This is a genomic window from Ruminococcus albus AD2013, assembly GCF_000526775.1.
In the GTDB taxonomy this organism is placed as follows: domain Bacteria; phylum Bacillota; class Clostridia; order Oscillospirales; family Ruminococcaceae; genus Hominimerdicola; species Hominimerdicola alba_A.
This window is the reverse complement of the sequence record NZ_JAGS01000001.1, coordinates 1,397,923-1,418,929: the sequence shown is the minus strand read 5'-3', so window position 1 is coordinate 1,418,929 and position 21,007 is coordinate 1,397,923. Positions and strand designations below refer to the sequence as shown.

Genomic DNA, 21,007 nt, shown 5'->3' with positions numbered 1-21,007 from the left:
TATATGTATTATTCTGCGATAGGTGTACTGGCGGCTCTGGTACTGCTCATTGTCAACTGGGATATACTGTTGTCCAGGGAGCTGTATGATAAGCCCGCATGGAACGTTTACAGAAAATTCCTGTTTGCAGTGCTGATGTATTATGTCAGCGACATACTGTGGGGCATACTGGAAAATCAGAAGCTATCAAAAGCACTTTTTGTCGATACTACTTTGTATTTTATAGCTATGGCGTCGGGCATATCTTTCTGGGCGGAGTACAATGTTGCTTACCTGAACGAAAAAAGCCTTTTCGGACGTTTTCTGATATACATTGGCAGGGGCATAGCAGGTGTGATAACATGCCTGACAGTAATAAATATCTTCAGACCCGTGCTTTTCACGGTAGACAGCAGAAGTGTGTACACGCCTCTGCTGCCAAGATATATCTTGCTGGTTTGCCAGATAGTATTTCTTTTGATAATAGCAGGATTCGCTCTTATTTCGATGATAAGGAGAGGATACAACACCGAGGAGGGCGTAAGGTTCAGAATATCAGCATCCTTTGGTATATTCATGGCTGTATTCCTGCTGATACAGGTGTGGTTCCCGTATCTGCCGCTGTATTCTATCGCGTATATGCTGGGAACTTGTCTGCTGCACGCATTTGTTGTAAACGATGAGAAAGAGGAACGCAGGAGAGAACTGGCGGAGGCTGAAAAATTATCTGAACTGAGAGACAGATTTGTTTCGCTGATCGATAATATGCCGGGGATGTCTTTCATGAAAGACGCATCTACTGGAAAGTATCTTGCCTGCAACCGTACTTTTGCAGAGTACGCCCACAAGGATACCACTGATGAAGTTGTTGGTCTTACCGATGCACAGATATTTGATGAGGTCACAGCCGCTCATTTCGTTGAGGATGACAGGATAGCTGTCTCAATGAGCAAGCCTTATGTTTTCTATGAAGATGTGTTAGATGCAGCAGGAAAGCCGAAGCAGCTGCAGACTACAAAGTTAAAATTCAAGGATACGGCGGGAAGGATCTGTATCGTCGGAATGTGTCAGGACATTACCGACCTTGTGAGCATACGCCGCGAACACGCTTTGACAAAGGAAGCCTATGAAAGCGCAGTAAGCTCGGGGCTGATGTACAACCATATAGCCCAGACCCTTGCCCGTGATTTCACTTTGATGTTTTACGTAAATACGGATTCGGAAGAATTTACCGAGTACCGCAGGGAGAAGAATGGCACTGCCCTTTCGGAAGTAAGGCAAGGCTGGCACTTTTTCAGCGACTGCAAGGCAGAACTCAGCGAGAGTGTGTTCGATGAAGATAAAGAAGCTTTTCTCACTGCGATGAACCGTAAGAATCTGATGAAAGCCCTGAGCGTCAGGGACACATTTGTGCTGAATTATCGAGGTATCACAGAAGAAGGAACTGTGTATTACAGTATGAAGATATCCCGTATGGAGAATGATGATCAGTATATCATAGTCGGATTTACCAATGTTGATTCGGAAATGCATGAGACTATGGCAAAGAATGAGGCGCTTGTAGCAGCACTTGATTCGGCTGAGGCGACGATAAGATCAACGTCAGCTTCACTTGCGGGAATGAGTCACGAGATACGAACTCCCATAAATGCCATCATAGGACTGGAGAATCTCGCGCTGAAAAACAAAGAACTTGATCCCGATACACGGAAATATTTTGAAAAAATAGGTACCAGCGCACATCATCTGCTGGGCATCGTAAACAATATCCTGGTTATGAGCAATATCGAATCGGGACGGAACAGGATAAACGAGAACAGGTTCTCACTGAGGGTAATGCTGGAGCAGATAAATGGGAATATGAGGTCGGAATGCGAAAAAAGGGGGCTAAGGTACGAATTTTTCCTTGCACAGAAACTGGAAGACACCTATATAGGCGATGACAATAAGCTGAGACTGGTGCTCTGGAATATATTGTCAAATGCTGAGAAATTTACCGAGGCACCGGGAAGTGTCACGATGATGGTGAAAATCATAGAAGCCAATGATGACATAGTGAACCTGTGCTTTTCGATAAAAGACACGGGTATAGGCATGGATAAGGATTTTCTTTCAAAGATGTTCGACGCTTTTTCTATGCAAAGTGAGTACAGTACATCGAGGTTTGGAAGAAGCGGACTGGGTATGGCGATAACAAAAAGGCTTGTGGAGATGATGAAAGGCACTATAAGTGTAACTTCGAAAAAAGGAGTAGGCACCGAGTTCATAGTGACGCTGCCGCTTATGGTAGATGATAGTTCAGAAAGTATTGGATCAGGCGTGTTAGACTTGGAGGCTGTGAATATACTGGTGGTTGATGATAACCGCATCGAGGCAGAGCACGCACGAATGATGCTTTCAGAAGCCGGTATAAAATCAGATATCTGTACAGGCGGTGAGGAAGCACTGCGTATGATGGAGGAGCAGTCTCAAAATGGTCAGCCCTACAATATCGTGCTGACGGACTGGAATATGCCCGGAATGGACGGAGCTGAAACTGCTGCGGCGATACTGAGCCGTTACGGCAGAAACTGCATTGTCGCTGCGATGACAGCATACAGCTTTGATGATATCCGCGAGGAAGCAAACAAAGTCGGAGTGTTCAGCTGCCTTGAAAAACCGCTGTTTGCTTCATCTCTTCATGACGATCTGACACGGATAGCAAGGCAGAGCGATCTGAACATATTCAAGGAAAAGGAACGGGCAAGACTGGAAGGTCGGCGTATACTGCTGGCAGAGGACGTTGATATCAATGCTGAGATACTGACAGATATCCTTGAAATGGAGAATATCAAAGTAGATCATGCAGCTAACGGAAAAGCAGCTGTTGAGCTGTTTGAAAAGAGTACTGCGGACATCTACTCTGCGATAGTGATGGACGTTCGTATGCCGCTGATGGATGGTCTTGAAGCAGCAAGGGTAATACGTGCCATGGATAGGGAAGATGCAAAACGCATACCTATCATTGCGCTGACAGCAAATGCCTTTGATGAGGACGTTCAGCTTTCAATGCAGGCGGGAATGAACGAACATCTGACCAAACCTGTTGAAGCGGAGCATCTTATCCGTGTCCTGGGAGAATTGATCTTTGATTCTGAAAGATCATTGGGGAAAAATGTATAATATACAGAGAATAATGAATGATCGTGTTACCGCCGCTGTGCGCTGAACGCTCATTCATTATTCTTTTTGTGCTGTTTTACTCTAAGTGCAACGTATAATTCTTATTTTTAAAATATTTTGTTCGTTGACTTTTAATTATGTTTGTGATATAATAATTAACTGTGTTAATTTGATATTATAATATATGGAATTATTTTCCACTACATTCGAGCAAAAGCAAGATGTTCGCTAAATGCGGCATCGCACTTAAATCCATGATAAAATACATACACGATCAATACGGTCAGAGCGTGGCTGAAAGGTATGTATTCTATAAAATATGAACTGCGTTTTTCTCGTGGTTTAGGAGGTCTATAAATGGTAGCAGCACAGACATTTGCCGTTATCATCTTTGTTGGTATGTTCATCATGATCGTACTTGACAAGATCGAAAGGCAATATGTTACACTTGGCAGTGGTATTCTCACGCTTGGAGTCGTATTCGGCTTGTGCATGAAGAATGGTTCTGCCATAGTCAGGACACTCGCTCTGGGTGATTTCTTCAAAAAAGATTTCTGGTATCAGGTCGAGGAAAGTGAAAGCGCGGGCATCAACTGGGCGACGATAATATTCATTGCGGGTATGATGCTGATGGTGGAAGGCATGGCTAAGGCGGGATTTTTCCGCTGGCTCTGCATGAAGATAGCGTTTCTTGTAAAATGCAAGACTGTTCCCGTCTTTCTTACATTCACCATACTTGCAGCAGTGCTTTCGATGTTCATCGACAGCATAACCGTTATCATGTTCCTTGCGGCTGTAACGGTAGAGCTTGCACATCTTCTGAAATTCAACCCCATACCTATGATACTTTCCGAGATATTCTGCGCAAACCTCGGCGGCAGCGCAACAATGTGCGGAGATCCCCCTAACATAATCATCGGTACTTCTCTGGGATTCTCTTTCTTCGATTTCCTGATGAATACAGGTATCGCGGCAGGCATCAGCCTTGTTGTTTCGGTCCTTTTCCTATATCTGGCATTCAGGAAAGATCTCGTCACCAAGGATGGTGAAAAGATCGATATCTCTAAACTTCCCAAGCCTTCCGAGGCTATAACCAACAAGAAGGATTTTATCATCAGCAGTATTATTTTCGGCTGTGCGGTAGTTCTTCTCATAACCCACGGCACAACTCACCTTACAGTAGCGACCATCGGTCTGTTTATCGGTATAATAACTCTTATCGCTAACGCTAAACACGCTGCTGAGATACTCAAAAAGGTGGATTACAAGACACTTCTGTTCTTTATCGGACTCTTCATAGTTGTAAGCGGTCTGGAAGAAACAGACATACTTGATAAGATCGCGAAGTTCATTGAAAACATAAGCGGCGGCGATGTGAAGCTGATGATAGCTATCATCGTATGGGTATCTGCAATAGCAAGTGCTTTTGTGGATAATATTCCATTTGCTGCGACAATGGTGCCTGTCATCAAAAACCTTGCGGCTGCATCGGGAACACCTATCAGCACGCTGGCTTGGGCACTGGCTATCGGTACGGATATCGGCGGAAGTGCCACACCTATCGGTGCTTCTGCAAACGTTGTGGGCACATCTGTTGCAGCTAAGAACGGTCATCCCATCAGCTGGGGACGTTACTGCAAAAAGCTTGCGCCTGCCACAGTTATAGTTCTTACGATTTCAACGATATATCTCTTTGTAAGATATGTCTGATGTGAGGAGGTAAAAATTATGTCTCAGATCATTATTTCAATCGGCCGTGAATTCGGAAGCGGCGGACGTGTTATTGCTCAGGCACTGGCAGAAAGATTCGGTCTGCCTCTGTATGACAGACATCTCATAACCGAGATAGCAGAAAAAATGGGCATGACAGTTGAACAGGTAGAAAAGTACAATGAAGTCCCCAAGATGAAGCTTCTTTCAAGAAAAGTAAACGGATACAGCAATTCCATCGAGGATAATATCGCTGAGATGCAGTTCAATATCATTGATGAAAAAGCTGCAAGCGGTGAGTCCTTCGTGGTGGTGGGAAGATGTTCGGAGACAAAGCTGAAAAAGTACCCCGGACTGGTATCACTTTTCATACTGGGTGATATGGAATCTAAGATCGAGCGTGTAATGAAAGTGTATGAACTGAACCGCGAAGATGCTGAGAAGTTTATCGCTAAAAAGGATAAGAAGCGTAAGCGCTACCACAACTATCATGTATCCGGCAAGTGGGGCGATTCGAGACTTTACGATCTTTCTGTAAACAGCTCGAAGCTGGGTATCGACAAGACTGTTGATATGCTGGCGGATTATATCAATGCCCGTTCGGAAGCTCTGAAATAAGCAAATCGGAATTGAACGCAATTTAACATATGATAAGAGCCATACTATCGGTGTCGAGAGTATGGCTCTTTGTTATGGCATATGGTTGATGAATATATGTCTGAAATGTTAAATTTTGGAAAGTTGATATTCAATTGCTGAAAAATCATCAGATTTCACATTGTGTAATATTGAAGTGTGAATAAAAAATGTTTGATATTACAAAACTGATTTTACCCTCTTGACAAATGCATGATACGGGTGTATACTATGCACATAAACAGCAACGGGGCTGCATGATGAGTGTCATGCAGCCTTTTGTTTTGGGGTCACTCATACATGGTATTGCTGTATACAAGCGCTTGAAAATAATATTATTTGCACAAAGGAGTGCATGGGCAAAGATGCTCATGCACTCTTTTTATTCAATTGGAGGTAATAGTATGGACGTACAGGAAATAGTACAGGAAGTCACGCAGGCTTCCGATAAGACTGTATTCGGCGTATGGTTTATGATCGCCGTAGCGCTGGTTTTCTTTATGCAGGCTGGTTTTGCAATGGTGGAGACAGGCTTCACAAGGGCAAAAAACGCAGGCAATATCATTATGAAGAATCTGATGGACTTCTGTATCGGTACAGTTGCATTCATCGCTATTGGCTTCGGACTTCTGCTTGGCGAAGATGCCGCAGGTATTATCGGTAAGCCCGGTTTTGATATTTTTACAAGCTATGAAAGCTTTGCTTGGGATCAGTTCGTATTCAACCTTGTGTTCTGCGCAACTACTGCGACTATCGTTTCGGGTGCTATGGCAGAACGTACAAAGTTCCTCTCTTACTGCATCTACTCGGGTATCATCAGTGCTCTGATCTACCCGATAGAAGCACACTGGATCTGGGGCGGCGGCTGGCTGGCTCAGATGGGCTTCCATGATCTTTCAGGTTCATGTGCGATACACATGGTCGGCGGTATCTGTGCACTGATTGGTGCTAAAATCGTCGGACCACGTATCGGTAAGTTCACCAAGACAAAGGACGGCGAGATCAAAGTAAACGCTATCCCCGGTCACAACCTGATAATCGGTGCGCTCGGCGTGTTCATACTCTGGTTCGGTTGGTACGGATTCAACCCCGCAGCTGCTTCAAGTGTCGGTCAGCTCGATTCCATCTTCCTGACAACAACAGTTGCTCCAGCGATCGCTACTGTAACTGTAATGGTCTTCACTTGGCTCAAGTACGGCAAGCCTGATGTTTCAATGTGTCTGAACGCTTCGCTTGCAGGTCTTGTTGGTATCACCGCAGGCTGTGATGTTATGGATTGCTTCGGTGCTATCATGGTCGGTATCGTTTCAGGTTTCCTGGTATGCTTCGGTGTCTGGTTCCTGGATTATAAGCTCCACATCGATGATCCCGTTGGTGCGGTAGCAGTACATATGATGAACGGTATCTGGGGTACTATCGCAGTTGGTCTTTTTGCAACAAAGTCCGCTCCGGGATATGATATCCAGATCGAATGCGGCGGCATCAAGGCTGAGGGACTTTTCTACGGCGGTGGATTTGAGCAGCTTGGTCTTCAGCTTCTCGGATTTGTAAGCGTTGCAGCCTGGGCTGCTGTGTCAATAACGATCACTTTCCTTATCATCAAGCACACCATTGGTCTTAGAGCTTCCGAGCAGGAAGAGATCATTGGTCTCGATATCACAGAGCATGGTCTGGTATCCTCTTATGCAGATTTTGCACCTTCCATGAATGATGCTTCTGTATACGGCTACACCAAGGACGATGCTAAGAGCGTTAAAAAAGTCGGCAAAGATGTACCACCCATCGTTCCTGTATCTGTTGAAAAGGCAGTTGAGGTCGAGAGCTATGTTGCTCCTTCTCCTAACGGTAAGCCTAAGATGACAAAGATTGTTGTAGTATTCAAGGAACAGAAATTACAGGATTTCATCCAGGCTATGGAATCCATAGATGTAACAGGTATCACTATCACTCACGTATTGGGCTGCGGTATGCAGAACGGTCAGCGCCACTACTACAGAGGTACAAGCATAGAAATGAACCTGCTGCCAAAAGTAAAGGCAGAGATAGTTGTATGCGCTGTGCCCGTGAATACAGTTATCGATGCAGCGCGTTCGGCACTTTACACAGGTAACTACGGCGACGGAAAGCTGTTCGTTTACCCGATAGAAAATGTAGTTAAAGTTCGTACAGGCGAACAGGGTTATGATGCACTTCAGAACTTTGATGATGAAGCTCCTGCAACCTGATGATAAATAACAAAAATGTCGGTTCTTCTTTTTGGGAGAGCCGACATTTTTTATAAGGTTTTTCAGCAGGTAACATACGATATGATATTCCATGCATAGGGAGAATCAGAACTTGTCCATGCCGCAATGATCCGTATCTCTTTCGATTGACTGATGATACGCTCATCAAGGTCATTGTATTTAGCATCGGGAATGATCTCAAACTCTATACCGCTTCCGATGATCCCGTTTTCGGAATATGGGAGTATCCGTGTTCTGTCGTTGTATAGTTCGGGATACCAAAATTTGTAGCCATCTTCGATATATTCCGTATCAGCCCACCCAAGCCCGAATACATATCCGTCGAGTTCACAGATAGCATTTCTGGTGTTTTCGCCGCCGCCGTCGTCATTGAGTTCGCCTTTTGAATATCTGACGTTGTATGTATCACCGATTGCAGATCTATCTATAGGTATTATAATAGTATACAGTCCTGAAGGATAAAGCTTAGTTACGTCATTGAGATAATATCCTTCAAACTGATCTGAACCTTGTTCTATCTCAAACTCCACGAGTACGCCATTCTTCAATACTTCTATATGCCCGAATGGTGTGCTTAATCTTTTAATGCGCATTTTCCCACCTGATTTCTGTCTGTATTATATAACATTATATCTGCCAATGTTTGGATATGATAAAATGAAATAAAACTGATGCAAAGAAATTAATATTATACTTTTTGAAATTATACCACAAAATTAGCTGTAAGTCAATAATAGAACAGTTTTACGGCATTAGGCATCTTACTGACTTATTGAATTTGTGTATGGGATATGATAAATAGATAAAATTTTTGAACAAAAAATATCCACTTTTTACGTCAAATGTCCACGATGTGAGTTGACCTGTTGGAAAAAATTTAGTATAATAAAATAACAAAATGGGATATGTGCTTATTTAATAAGCGCGGGTTTTGATTGTTTTTAGACACAATCAGAAGGAGGAGTTAATATGAAAATCAACACAAGTGTTAAAAAGCTGACATCCGCTTTTGCTGCGGGCGCTCTGCTTTTTTCACAGTCAGCATTCCTGTCTAATGTGACGATTGAGGCAAATGCTGCGAGTCTGTGTACTGCCAATGTGAATAAGACCTATCAGAAGATAGATGGCTTTGGCGGTATCAACCACGTTGAGTGGTACGGCGACCTGACTGATTCGGATCGTGCTATCGCTTTTGGAAACGGTAATGATCAGCTGGGCTGCACAATTCTGAGAGTATATGTAAACCCTGATAAAAACCAGTGGTACAAAGTTCTCCCGACAGCACAGTATGCTGCTAAGAGAGGCATCACCATTTTCGCTTCACCTTGGGAGCCGCCCGCAAGTCTGGCTGAAAACGGCTCTGCTTACGGCGGTAAGCTCCATCTTCCTAAAAGAAATTACGGAGCATACGCTCAGCACCTTAATGATTTCGGTAAATACATGAAGCAGAACGGTGTTGATCTGTATGCTGTCTCTGTACAGAACGAGCCGGACTACGCTAAGGAATGGACAGCTTGGACGCCGGACGAGACTACTGATTTCATTGCTAACTATGGCAATCAGATAACCAGTACAAAGCTCATGTCGCCAGAATCATTCCAGTATGGCGCATATAACAACGGTAAGGACTACTACTCAAAGATCCTTAATAACTCAAAGGCTTATGCAAACTGCGACATATTCGGAACTCACTTCTACGGCACACCCAGAAGTAAGATGGACTTCCCGGCACTTGAAAACTGCGGCAAACAGCTGTGGATGACTGAAGTATATGTTCCTGACAGCAATGTCGATTCAAACAAATGGCCTGATAACCTGAAACAGGCTGTAAGCATTCATGATTCAATGGTCGTAGGCGGTATGCAGGCTTACGTTGTATGGCCTCTTCGTCGTAATTACAGCATCCTTCGTGAAGATACACACAAGATGTCAAAGCGTGGTTATGCTTTCGCACAGTACTCTAAGTTCGTTCGTCCCGGCGATGTTCGTATAGATATCACCGAGCAGCCTGCATCTAACGTTTTTGTATCCGCATACAAGAACAATAAGAATCAGGTAACTATCGTTGCTATAAATAACAGCAATTCAGGTTATTCACAGCAGTTCTCGCTGAACGGCAAGACCATCATCGATGTTGACAGATGGCGTACATCAAGCAGCGAGAGCCTGGCTAAGACCGACAATCTCACAATCGAAAACGGCACAACTTTCTGGGCACAGCTTCCCGCACAGAGCGTTTCAACTTTTGTTTGTACTCTTAGCGGCGGCAGCACTGGCGGTAACGGCGGCACAGGATCTTCAGGATCTTCAGGTTCTTCCGAACTTGATTCCGACGGATACTACTTCCACGATACATTCGAGGATGAAATAACTTGGCAGGCACACGGCAGCACAGAACTGCAGAAGTCCGGCAGAACACCTTACAAGGGTTCTGAGGCTGTGGTAGTTACTAACCGTACAAGCGCTTGGATGGGTGCAGAACGTACACTTCCTTCAGGCGTACAGAACGGTAAGGCATACAGCTTCTCTGTAAACGTTACCGAACTTGACGGTGATGATACAGAAACCTTCTATCTCAAGCTGAACTATACTGATTCTAGCGGAACAGCACACTATTCTACAATTGCAGAGGGTGTTTGCCCCAAGGGCAAGTATCTGCAGCTCAGCAATACAAACTACACTATCCCTTCTGATGCAGTTAATCCTGTTATCTATGTAGAAACTAAGGATACCACTTCAAACTTCTACATTGATGAAGCTATTTGCGCACCTGCAGGCAAGAGTCTTCCCGGTGCAGGTATCCCTGAGATACCTCAGACTAATACCAATACCAATACCAACACTAACACTCAGACACCTACCAATGATACTTATCCTAAGAGTATCCAGGTAAACTACAGTACTCAGTATCATCAGATCCAGTTCACATGGAGCCCTGTTCAGAATGCTCAGAACTACGGTATAGCTGTTTATCTGGCAGGCAAATGGAGAATTCAGACTCAGACTATCTCCGGTTCCACTACAACTTACGTAACTCCTAAGAATCTGACACCCGGCATGAGCTACAAGGTAGCTATCGCAGCTAAGGTCAACGGTTCATGGGATGTTGCAAATGCGATCAAGAACGCAGTTATAGTAACTGTTGTTTAATATGACAGCTCCACTGATCTAAATAGAAAAAATGAAGAAGAAAGAATAACGAGTAAAGTGATATCCCATTTTGTTCAAGGTTATTCTTTCTTCTGTTTTATAAGAAAAAAACAGGGGAGACCGCATTTAAAACGGTCTCCCACTTTTGTTAATTATTGTTTTGTATATGACCACATTGAACGGTATTTCACAACAGTGTATCCGCTGACCTGCTGGAACTGACGCAGGAAGTATTTGAGGTCTTTATAGCCGCATTTTTCTGCGATCTCGGCATTTGAAAGGTTCGACATGGTGATATAATATCTTGCCGCCGCTATGCGGGCATTTATACAGTCATCGTGTAGGGTGAAACCGTAGCATTTGCGGAATATTGTTCGCAGATAACCTGCACTGCCGTTGAAGCGTGAATAGATATCCTCTGAATCGAAAGTCAGCTGAGGGTCATTGTAGAACTGAGTACGCAGTTTGTTCAGCTTTTTGTAGTGTGGTTTTGTGCGCCGTGATGAAAACATATCGGTCATTTCAGCTATTTTAGCAAAACACTTTTCTTTAAGCTGTACATAATCATTATCCTCACAGGGTATAGCTGCGCATACATAGGAATCCAGTCCGTTTATCTTCATATATGCGGTGTGGTGCAGCAGTACAGCGGAGAGCTGCTTTGTAAGAACATCAGTATCGGGGATATCACGCATAAGACAGAAGAAAGTATCCTCATTTATCTTTGCGCAGATATGGTTCCCGCTGAATTCACGCACAGCCTCAGCGGCATCTAGTACGGAATTTATCTGATCGTTCTGTGAAGCGCTGTATGGGTTTGTACGTATGGTACCTATCTTGAGTGCGACTAAGCAGAGATTGCTTTTATCTGCATTCAGGTAAACTTTTCTAAGACCGTTCTCGTTCAGCATACCCGTGAGTGATTCTCGTTCCTCGGAGATATCCTGACACTGGAGATAGAATTTGATATCGTTCTTCATGCGAAGAAATTCCAGACAGTTAGCCACGGTCTTCAGCCAGTTTCGGAAGAAATGATCGAAAGTATCGGGTCCGCGGAAACTAAGCGCAACATAGCCAAGCTCTCTGTCAGAAAAGAACAGTGGACAGAAGTAGTATGGTGCAGCATCATTACGAAAGACTGCTGAAATATTATGCTTGCGGAACACGAATGGTTCTTCATCGTGAAGCAGATTGTATCCCACCATATTTGAAAAATTAGGTGAAGTATCGTACCAGTTTTCGTAAAGGCACATATACAGCTTGTCAGCGTCACGTATCAGAGAGCTGAATTCGTGTATCTTCTTTACAAATTCATCGATGTTCCTGCATTCGATAAGGTTGAGTTCAAGCTGATTGAAGAGATCGAGATAATCGTATCTGTTCTTGTGCTGGGCGGTCTTGAAGTCGAATCGGATATCGGTTATCTTTGCTTTGCAGGGGCAGGTATTCCCGTATATTATATGGCCTCTCGGAGTTGCGGACAAAATACTGTTAGCTTTTATCCCTGTTTTTTCTGTAAGAAATTCCATTGCAATTATGCCGAGTTCGTACCTGTTGCGCTGAAATGTAGTCAGCAGCGGTACGTGGCAGTATCTGTCCGGAACATATTCATAGCCGATGACGGACATTTTTTCATTTATGTCAATGCTGCATTCTAAGAATTCATCAAGCAGACCGTAAGCCATATAATCGTTGCAGCATATAAGTGCCTGGGGGTAGGGAAGTTCACCGCTGATATACCTCTTTGCGTGGGCGTGACCCGATGTCATCCAGAAATCACCAAAAAAGACCTTTTTTTCGTCAAAGGGAATACCATGCTTTTCCAGAGAACGTCTGTATCCTTCAACTCTCTTGTGAGAAACGGAAAGCTCATAATGACCTGAAAGGAGGTGGATATCAGTAAACCCGTGTACATCTGTTAGATGGTCGCAGATATCCTCTATATCTGTTTCATCACAGGTGTTGATATACTGCAAAGAGGGAAGCGTCCATTCAGGCAATTCGGTGCCGATGGCAACTAACGGAAGATCTTTGTTTTTCAGTTCTTCAAATATGATCTTGCGGAGATCGGGATTGATTATAGATTCGGAAATAAGTATGATGCCGTCGTATTCGTCGGAACCTATAAGTGAATATATGCTGTTCTCTGTTTTTAAGACTTCATCTGTGACCGGAGGATTGTATATATTTGAAAGGACTGCGATGTCTATATTCAACATCTGTGCTTTGTTTATGATACCTCGAAATATCTCACGCTGTTCTGTATCAGCGGCATTTGCGGCAATTACGCCGAATAGCTTTCTCTTTTTCAATTATCTCACCTCCTGCGGTAAATCAACTAATGATATATCTTAATCAACATTATACAACATTTGTCACAAAAAAGCAATAAGGGGGAGTAAAGTGATGATAAACTAAATGTGTTTATAATGACATTTTTTAGCCGGTGCTAAGATAAAAACAAATTCCCCGAAGTACTTTTTTGTGCTTCGGGGAAAAATATTTTTTACTTTAGCACGGATCGATTCGGTGCAGACGAGTTTGATTTTTTACTATTGCGCGGTGGTATACGGTACAGGTTAAAAATCCTGTCAGGGCACCGATAATAATTCCGCAAATAACATCGGTTGGGTAGTGTACTCCGACATAAAGCCGCGACAAGGCGATAAGCAGGGCGAATATAATTATAGGTATACCTATCTTTCTGGGAGTTTCACGGAAGATCACGGTGCTGACGGTAAATCCGCCTGATGAATGGCCTGATGGGAATGACCAGTCGTTTTGCTTGCCTATTATGAGTTTTAGTCCATCAACGACTTCATAAGGGCGTATTCGCGCCACTATGTTTTTAAGTATAACGTTGCAGATCAGGGCGTTTACTACCAGGGCAGCAGCGCACAATAATCCGAGTTTGCGAGTTTTAGGAATTATCATGAGTATCAGCGTGGCAGCTATCATAATGGCGCCGCCGTTTGCGGAATAGGTTATCGCTTTTACAAAAGGTGTGATGGCGTCAAAACGAAGATTATCCTGTATCCACAGCAAAAGCTGTCCGTCCATTTCAATTAATTTTTCAAACATTTTTAGGGTTCCTCCTGAAATAAACAAGAAATAATATTATGATAACATTGCGTTTTATAAAAATATTATAGGAAATATTTTCCAATATTTTGTATTTAAATGTAAAAATGCATATGCTTGAACTGTGCAACAATCGGCAATTTAATAATTAAGTAAAATTAAGTTATTTTTGCTAAATAATCGCACAGAAATTCAGAAACAAATAAGCTGATTTTCTAACAAAATAAAAGTTAGTTTATAAGCGATACACGTTTTGGAATTACTTGTCAATTATAGCACGTATTTTCTCAAAAGTAAAGTATGTTAAGCAATGAAAATACCGCAGGTGCCTTACACCTACGGTATTTAAAGCCCGAATCTCTCCAAAATTTTTTTGACACGCGCAATATTCGATCAAGGTCATATGTCCCATTCGGTGCTGACAGTATACCTTGCAGGGAAGCGAAGCTTTGATATTGCGTGCATGAAAGCGATGGTGCCGTTGTACTTGAAGCTAACTATATCGACCTTGCTTTTGTTTAATTTCTTTGTTGCAAGATCCCATGCTCCTATTTCCTTCAGGGCTTTCGTATATATCTCTGTTATGCCTTTAAGCTCGTCTGTTTTTTCTGCGTGGATACGCAGCTTTCCTCTCCTGAAACAGTCGGGTTCGACACTTGGGTGATCCATCATAAGTTCGTTTTTATTCATATCATCATCTCCTGTGAAACTCTCTCTCAATCTCGGCGTACTAAAAATTTCGGTTCACAATCTTACATTTTGACTCTTCGCTTCTCTCGTTTGCATATTTTAGCACAAAAAATTGTCCTCGTCAAGGGGTATCACCCAATTTTGTTGATTTAGACAAATGTTAGAAATTAACAAACATTATTTTAGTTAAAATAAGCTTTGAAAATGGTGCTTTTATAAAAATAATCCCGAAAGAAATGTGTTTGAAATTTACAAGGTAAATTTTGTGGACAGCTTTTTGTACTAAAAAATATAAGCCGAGTTTTTGCCGAAAATTGCGGTCATCTGGTTTTATATTTTTTAAAATTCATAGAATTGTGTTGACAATAATGTATTTTTCTGGTAAAATATAATAAATTGAGATAAAATTTATTTCAAGGAAGGAGGGCGTGTATGAACAAAAAAGATATTGCTGCACTTACGAAACTTTTCGGTGAGTTGTACACTGTTCGCAGTGAGGCGGATCTTGAGAATGTTATAGAGAATGGTATTAAATGTTTCGGTGATAAGGATATATCTGAGCTGAAAGTTCAGATGTATCGTCTAGGTGGAAAGATGCTCACTGTTGACGCTGAAAACAGAGATGCACTGAAGGCACGTCGTATTGCCGTCCTTACAGACAGTGAAAGATCTGAGATGGAGAAAGTCGAAGAGATCATTGACGGAAATCTTCTTAAATACTATTTTCAACCTATTGTCAGCGCTATAGACGGCGAGATCTTTTCATATGAAGCTCTTATGCGTTCGGCCGCAGATCCTTCGATAACACCTTTTCATATACTAAAATATGCAGGTCTTAATGACAGGCTTGATGATATAGAGAAAGCTACATTTATGAATGTACTTACTATAATTGAGCGTGAGAAAGAGATACTCGGCGGGAAAGCGATATTTATCAACAGTATACCGAATGTTAGTATTAGCGGAGCTGACGCTGAAAAGATATCCGAGCTTCTGAGAAGGAATTCGGATAGCGCTGTTGTTGAACTTACTGAGAGTGCGGAAGCTGATGAAGCACAGCTCAGTATAATGAAAGACAGATACCGCAGCATGAATATCAAGATTGCTGTTGATGATTACGGCACAGGATATTCAAATGTCCATAATCTGCTCAGATATACGCCCAATTTTGTCAAGATAGATCGTTCATTGCTCAGCGAGATCAACAGTGACCAAAGAAAGCGGCATTTTGTCCGTGATATAATAGAGTTCTGTCACGAGAATAACATACTTGCGCTGGCAGAGGGCGTTGAAACAGCTCTTGAACTGAGAACGGTGATACTTATGGGTGTTGACCTTATACAGGGTTATTATACTGCCAGGCCTGCACCTGATCTCATAGCATCTATACCTCTTGAGATAAAACAGGAGATAAAGCGTTATCAGCAGCAGCGTCAGGATGGTATGTCTACCCATGTTTACAAGGTAGAGGGCTCGGAGCGAGTAATGCTTGATAAGGTCAAAAAGCAGGGATACAAGTGCATACGCATACATTCATCTGAGGAACGAGGCGATATTGCGATAGTGGGCAGCTCTGCTTTGAATACCAATATCCATATCGAGATAGATGACGGTTTCAAAGGAAGAGTTACACTTGAAAGTGCTCATCTTTCCAGCATAAAGAAAAGTCCTTGTATTAAAATCGGTGAGAACTGCGAGGTTGAGATATCTGTTTTCGATGATTGTTTCCTTCGCAATGGAGGTATATTTGTTCCTGAAAGCTCGGAGCTTATGTTCACAGGTATTGGTTCTATCGTAATAGATGTTCATGATTCTGTATTTTACGGAATCGGCGGTCCTCTTGATAAGGGTCACGGCAAACTGAGTTTCTGCGCAAATGTTGAGTTTATAATAGAAGCTTACGGTCAGCAGGGAACTTGTATTGGTTCGGGACTTGGCGGCGAGATAAACATTCAGCAGGGCATTTTCAACATAAAGATGAATGGTAATAATGGCGTGGCGATAGGTGCTGTAACAGGAAGTGTAGATCTCGATATACGAAACTGTGGTCTTCAGGTCATAAGTACCTGCCTTAAAGGGGCGATAATTGGCAGTCGTGATAGTGATGCAAAGATCATGCTGCATGGCTGCAGTTTCAAAGGTGTTTCTAGCGGAAATGAGACTGTCTGTCTGGGTTCAGTCAATGGTAATGCAGATGTTACGATAGATAATTCCAACTTCGTTACAGATACACGTTCGGACGATCTTGCAGTGCTTGGTTCTCTGAACAAAGATAGTAATGTTAAGCTTCACAATATCGCGATGATCATTGATGCCGTAGGACAAAAAGCATATGTTATCGGCGGAGCAAAAGGTGAGACTTCGTTTCATTGCTATAATGTCGATGTAAAGATCACTCTCAGTTCAGTTTTTGATAGTATCACTTCGGCTGAGGGGGATGATCTGAAAATTGGTGCCGGCAGATATTTTGTTGAGATAAATGGTGAAAAAAGAGATCTTACCCCTAATATCTGAATTGTTGCAGGAGACGCGCAAGCGATCTCCTGCTTTTGATGAAAGGAGATAGTGATGGATAAATATTACAATATTGAAAATACAGATACTATTGACGGTCTGGCTTATAAAGAACAGACAAAAATGCTGATACTCCAATTGGCTGACGGTATGGACTGGTCTGATGCAGCAGGTCATTTTGAACTATTGCGGCAAAAGCTGAATACCTATCTGTGGTACATAGATTCAAAGCAGTATGAAGAAAAATACCCCGATGTTGAGAGGGTAGAGCTTCGCGTCAGCTTTATGTTCAAGGAGCCTGATGCTTGTCTTAAAATGTATGAAAAAACAAGCGAGGTACTGAGCAGGATATTTGAGAATTCAGCTCTGATAGTTGAACGAGGGAAGCGTGACTGAGAGCGATGGCATATTATATATGAAAGCAAAAGACATTTCACGAAAATCGGAGATGTCTTTTTTGTCGTATAAAAAAAAGCACGAGTAAAAACTCGTGCCTTGATTTATGCCGCTAACCGGACTTGAACCGGTACGGATTTTACTCCGAGGGATTTTAAGTCCCTTGTGTCTGCCTATTCCACCACAGCGGCTTACTAAAATATTATAACATATTACAAACGGCTTGTCAAGTGCGAAATTCAAAAAAAGCAAATGATCATATTTTAGTAGTTAAATGCATAGTATGAATAAGCAAATTATTCTGTGCAGAGGGGTGCAAAGTATGAAAAAACAGGGATTTTTGAAAGGCAGTGCCATACTTGTGGGAATGGTGGCTGTGACTAAAGTACTGGGGCTTATATATAAAGTACCGCTGGCAAATATACTTGGCGGAACCGGTATGGGTTACTTCTCGGCGGCGTTTTCTTTGTTTACGCCTGTGTTTGCACTTGCGGCGGCGGGGATTTGTCCTGCAATGGCAAAGCTTACGGCAGAAAAAGCTGCACTGGGCAGATACGCAGACCTCAGGCGGCAAAGGAGTACTTCGCTGATGATATATACATTTAATACTTTGACCGTTTGTATAGGTTTGTATGCGGTGGTAAGGTTTGGTACAATAGACGTAAGTGTTCGTTATGCTTTGTACTGTCTTGTACCATCATTGCTTTTCTGTGGTGTGATGAACGTTGAGCGAGGCTATTTTGAAGGTCTTGGAAACATGATGCCTACCGCTATATCGGAGATAGCCGAAACTTTATTCAGGTTGGTATTTGGGTTGGGACTTGCTGTTTATATCAGGAGATATGCCATTGAAAGCTATGAACAAAGCGGCGTTGTTTTCGGTGCGGTTTGTGAAAGTTTATCACAGGCAGAACAGGCAGCACTGCCTTATATAGCGGCAGGGGCAGTGCTTGGTTCGTCAATTGCTTCTTTCCTTGCCTGCGGAGGATTGCTGTTGTATACGGCGTTCCACGGCGATGGTCTGACAGTTGATATGCTGGCTTCAGACCCTGTTACGGAAAGCCGGAGACATCACGCAAAAGAACTGATGGGGCTTTCTTTTCCGATAGCGCTTGCTGCTGTTGTAACAACTCTTACTGGTATGCTCGATATGCTGACATTGCCGAAATGCCTTGCTTTTGCTATAAGCAGATCACCGCAGAGTTATGAAATGTTTGCGAAAATAGGAAAAAGTGAACTTCCGAATTTTCTGTACGGATCATACGAAGGACTTGCTGTAATGCTTTACGGGCTTGTACCTACGCTGACAGCTATGCTTGGAAAGAGTGTTCTGCCCTCAGTTACTGAAAGTCTTACTAAACATGATAAGTCAGGCTTGAAACGTGACCTGCGGCGTATGCTGACTCTTTCTGCCACAGCCGCCATACCCTGCGGACTTGGAATTACAGTAATGTCTTCAGAGATACTTGAACTGCTGTTTTCAGGACGAAAACCGGAGTGTCTTGCGGCACAGCAGCCGCTGATGATACTTGGGATATCTGTTATTGGCTGTTCGATGGCTTTGCCGTGTTTTACAGTCATCCAAGCACTGGGGAGACCATCTTGCGTTACTGCAATAATGCTGATTGGTGCGATAATAAAACTGGTACTGAATATTGCACTCGTACCATTATTGGGATTAAACGGCGCGGCAATATCAGAACTTGTGCGGAGTATTTTCGTATGTGCCGCAGCTATTTCCATTATAAGCAAATTGACGGGTTCGGAAATCGGTGTTATAAAGCTGTGCATCAGACCTTTTTATGCGGGCGTGATGTGTGCAGTGTCCTCAAGGCTTGTATTTGATGCACTTGCAAGGTTTGGAATCGGTGAAAAACTCTGTGCCGCAGGTGGGATCATCGGCGGGGGAGTGGTATGTCTGACAGTACTTGCACTTTTATTTGATGAAAGCATTGTAGTACGGAGCGTGAGAAAATCGCGTAAAGCCGAAAAAAAACGCCCCTTTAGTGGTCACAGGATAGGCTTGTCAAGAGGAATTTTTGTACTATATTTATAAAAAAACTTGTGCGAAATGCCGAAAAACAATATAAACGGAGTTTTTTCAAAAAAAATTGAGAAAATCACTTGCTTTTTTTCCAAAATTGAGGTATTATATTAAAGCACCCTTGTGAGATGATTTCGGGGATGCAGGCTGTGAGGTGAGTATTTTGGAAAAAAAGTCTGTTGATGAACTTATTGAGAGCCTTCCTAAAAAGGAGCGCTACAACATGGATGATCTGGTTGATCTGGTAACGGTTCTGCGTGATCAGGAAAAGGGATGTCCGTGGGATAAGGTCCAGACTCACAGTACAATAAAAAAGGACCTGCTTGAAGAGGTCTATGAAGTCATGGAGGCTATCGACTTCGATTCTCCCGAGATGATGAGGGAGGAACTTGGAGATGTGCTTTTACAGGTGATATTCCATGTGGTGCTGGAAGATGAGAAAAATCATTTCGTGCTGGAAGATGTTATCACCGAACTTTGTCAGAAGCTGATAATACGTCACCCTCATGTTTTCGGTGATGTGCAGGCTGATACCGTTGACAAGGTGCTCAGCAACTGGGATTCCATAAAAAAGGATACCAAGGGGCAGGAGAGTTTCACAGATACTTTGAAGAGCGTTCCTAAGAATTTCCCCGCACTTATGCGTTCGCAGAAACTCGGAAAGAGAGCTGCAAGGGCAGGGGTAGATTTTGAAAAGTCCGAAGAGGACGGCACTGAGCTTGATCTGTATGCGGCTATCGAGTCATCGCTTAACAGAGTGAAATTGGCAGATCAGAAAGAAGAGGATGCTTCGGGCGAGATAGGTGAGCTGCTTTTCCTTTGCTCCAATCTTGCAAGAAGGCTTGACTGTGACGCTGAGGAATGTCTGGCAGACAGCTGCAACAGCTTTGTAAAAAGGTTTGAGGATCTTGAAAAGCACAGCGCAGATATATCGGAAGTATCAGCCGAAGAGCTGTACTCATATAAAGGAAATTAATGAATAAGCAATTGTTCGTTAAGGATAAAAATTTTTGGAGGTTTTAAAAAATGAACAAGGCAGAACTTATCAATGTTATCGCAGAGAAGGGCGGCTATTCTAAGAAGGAAGCTGACAAGGCTCTGGCAACAGTTCTTGATTCCATTACAGGTGCTCTGGAGAATGGCGAGAAGGTTACTCTCGTTGGTTTCGGTACATTCGAGGTTAGAGACAGAGCTGCTAAGGTAGCTATGAACCCTGTTACCAAGGCTCCTGTTGACGTTCCTGCAAGAAAGGTACCCGCATTCAAGGCAGGCAGCGCTCTCAAGGCAGTCGTTGACAAGAAGTAATATATGCTTTTTAAGGCGGGCAGATTGTCCGCCTTTGTTTTTTAGGAGCGATTGTTAAGTAATCAAATGAGTTGACAAATGTGATTAAATGTGT

General features: G+C 42.9%; 14 protein-coding genes and 1 tRNA gene. 10 read left to right on the top strand and 5 right to left on the bottom strand.

Annotated elements, in window-relative coordinates; translation table 11 throughout:
* Positions 1 to 3 precede the first annotated feature (3 nt).
* The 4 genes from N773_RS21115 (at position 4) to N773_RS0106320 (ending at position 7,712) form a co-directional block, all read left to right on the top strand.
* Complete coding sequence (locus N773_RS21115) at positions 4 to 3,141, top strand: response regulator (protein WP_024857001.1); 3,138 nt, start codon at positions 4 to 6, stop codon at positions 3,139 to 3,141.
* Positions 3,142 to 3,498: 357 nt separating this feature from the next.
* Positions 3,499 to 4,851 (top strand): SLC13 family permease, encoded by a 1,353-nt coding sequence (locus tag N773_RS0106330; protein WP_024857000.1) that lies wholly within the window; start codon positions 3,499 to 3,501, stop codon positions 4,849 to 4,851.
* An 18-nt stretch (positions 4,852 to 4,869) separates the two neighbouring features.
* The gene (locus tag N773_RS0106325; RefSeq protein ID WP_024856999.1) at positions 4,870 to 5,469 is read left to right on the top strand and encodes an AAA family ATPase; all 600 of its coding nucleotides are present in this window, start codon (positions 4,870 to 4,872) and stop codon (positions 5,467 to 5,469) included.
* Between the two features lie 422 nt (positions 5,470 to 5,891).
* Positions 5,892 to 7,712, top strand: a complete 1,821-nt coding sequence (locus N773_RS0106320) for an ammonium transporter (protein ID WP_024856998.1) — start codon at positions 5,892 to 5,894, stop codon at positions 7,710 to 7,712.
* Between the two features lie 62 nt (positions 7,713 to 7,774).
* Here the strand turns inward: N773_RS0106320 and N773_RS0106315 are convergent, their stop codons facing one another.
* The gene (locus N773_RS0106315) at positions 7,775 to 8,326 is read right to left on the bottom strand and encodes a hypothetical protein (RefSeq protein ID WP_024856997.1); all 552 of its coding nucleotides are present in this window, start codon (positions 8,324 to 8,326) and stop codon (positions 7,775 to 7,777) included.
* A 376-nt stretch (positions 8,327 to 8,702) separates the two neighbouring features.
* On the opposite strand from N773_RS0106315, the gene N773_RS21110 reads away from it, so the two are divergent.
* A complete protein-coding gene (locus N773_RS21110) occupies positions 8,703 to 10,883 on the top strand; it encodes a carbohydrate binding domain-containing protein (RefSeq protein WP_242840360.1) in 2,181 nt (726 codons plus the stop codon).
* Between the two features lie 152 nt (positions 10,884 to 11,035).
* On the opposite strand, the gene N773_RS0106305 is transcribed toward N773_RS21110, so the two are convergent.
* From N773_RS0106305 to N773_RS0106295, 3 genes are all read right to left on the bottom strand, one after another.
* On the bottom strand, positions 11,036 to 13,195 hold the full coding sequence (locus N773_RS0106305) for a substrate-binding domain-containing protein (RefSeq protein WP_024856995.1): 2,160 nt from the start codon (positions 13,193 to 13,195) through the stop codon (positions 11,036 to 11,038).
* 199 nt (positions 13,196 to 13,394) lie between these two features.
* A complete protein-coding gene (locus N773_RS0106300; protein WP_024856994.1) occupies positions 13,395 to 13,964 on the bottom strand; it encodes a phosphatase PAP2 family protein in 570 nt (189 codons plus the stop codon).
* 399 nt (positions 13,965 to 14,363) lie between these two features.
* Positions 14,364 to 14,654 (bottom strand): hypothetical protein, encoded by a 291-nt coding sequence (locus N773_RS0106295; RefSeq protein WP_024856993.1) that lies wholly within the window; start codon positions 14,652 to 14,654, stop codon positions 14,364 to 14,366.
* A 432-nt stretch (positions 14,655 to 15,086) separates the two neighbouring features.
* Between N773_RS0106295 and N773_RS0106290 the strand changes: the two genes are divergently transcribed.
* The gene (locus N773_RS0106290; RefSeq protein WP_024856992.1) at positions 15,087 to 17,168 is read left to right on the top strand and encodes an EAL domain-containing protein; all 2,082 of its coding nucleotides are present in this window, start codon (positions 15,087 to 15,089) and stop codon (positions 17,166 to 17,168) included.
* Between the two features lie 54 nt (positions 17,169 to 17,222).
* Entirely contained in the window at positions 17,223 to 17,564 is a 342-nt protein-coding gene (locus tag N773_RS0106285; protein ID WP_024856991.1) for a DUF6572 domain-containing protein, read from the top strand.
* Between the two features lie 107 nt (positions 17,565 to 17,671).
* On the opposite strand, the gene N773_RS0106280 is transcribed toward N773_RS0106285, so the two are convergent.
* Positions 17,672 to 17,755: transfer RNA gene (locus N773_RS0106280), tRNA-Leu, on the bottom strand.
* Between the two features lie 131 nt (positions 17,756 to 17,886).
* Between N773_RS0106280 and N773_RS0106275 the strand changes: the two genes are divergently transcribed.
* The 3 genes from N773_RS0106275 (at position 17,887) to N773_RS0106265 (ending at position 20,913) form a co-directional block, all read left to right on the top strand.
* Positions 17,887 to 19,620 carry a polysaccharide biosynthesis C-terminal domain-containing protein gene (locus N773_RS0106275; protein ID WP_024856990.1) on the top strand — a complete coding sequence of 578 codons (1,734 nt, stop codon included), beginning with the start codon at positions 17,887 to 17,889 and terminating at the stop codon, positions 19,618 to 19,620.
* Positions 19,621 to 19,771: 151 nt separating this feature from the next.
* Positions 19,772 to 20,584: a nucleoside triphosphate pyrophosphohydrolase gene (gene mazG, locus N773_RS0106270; protein WP_051454262.1), complete on the top strand. Its 813-nt coding sequence runs from the start codon at positions 19,772 to 19,774 to the stop codon at positions 20,582 to 20,584.
* A gap of 50 nt (positions 20,585 to 20,634) precedes the next feature.
* Positions 20,635 to 20,913: an HU family DNA-binding protein gene (locus N773_RS0106265; RefSeq protein WP_013498254.1), complete on the top strand. Its 279-nt coding sequence runs from the start codon at positions 20,635 to 20,637 to the stop codon at positions 20,911 to 20,913.
* Positions 20,914 to 21,007 lie beyond the last annotated feature (94 nt).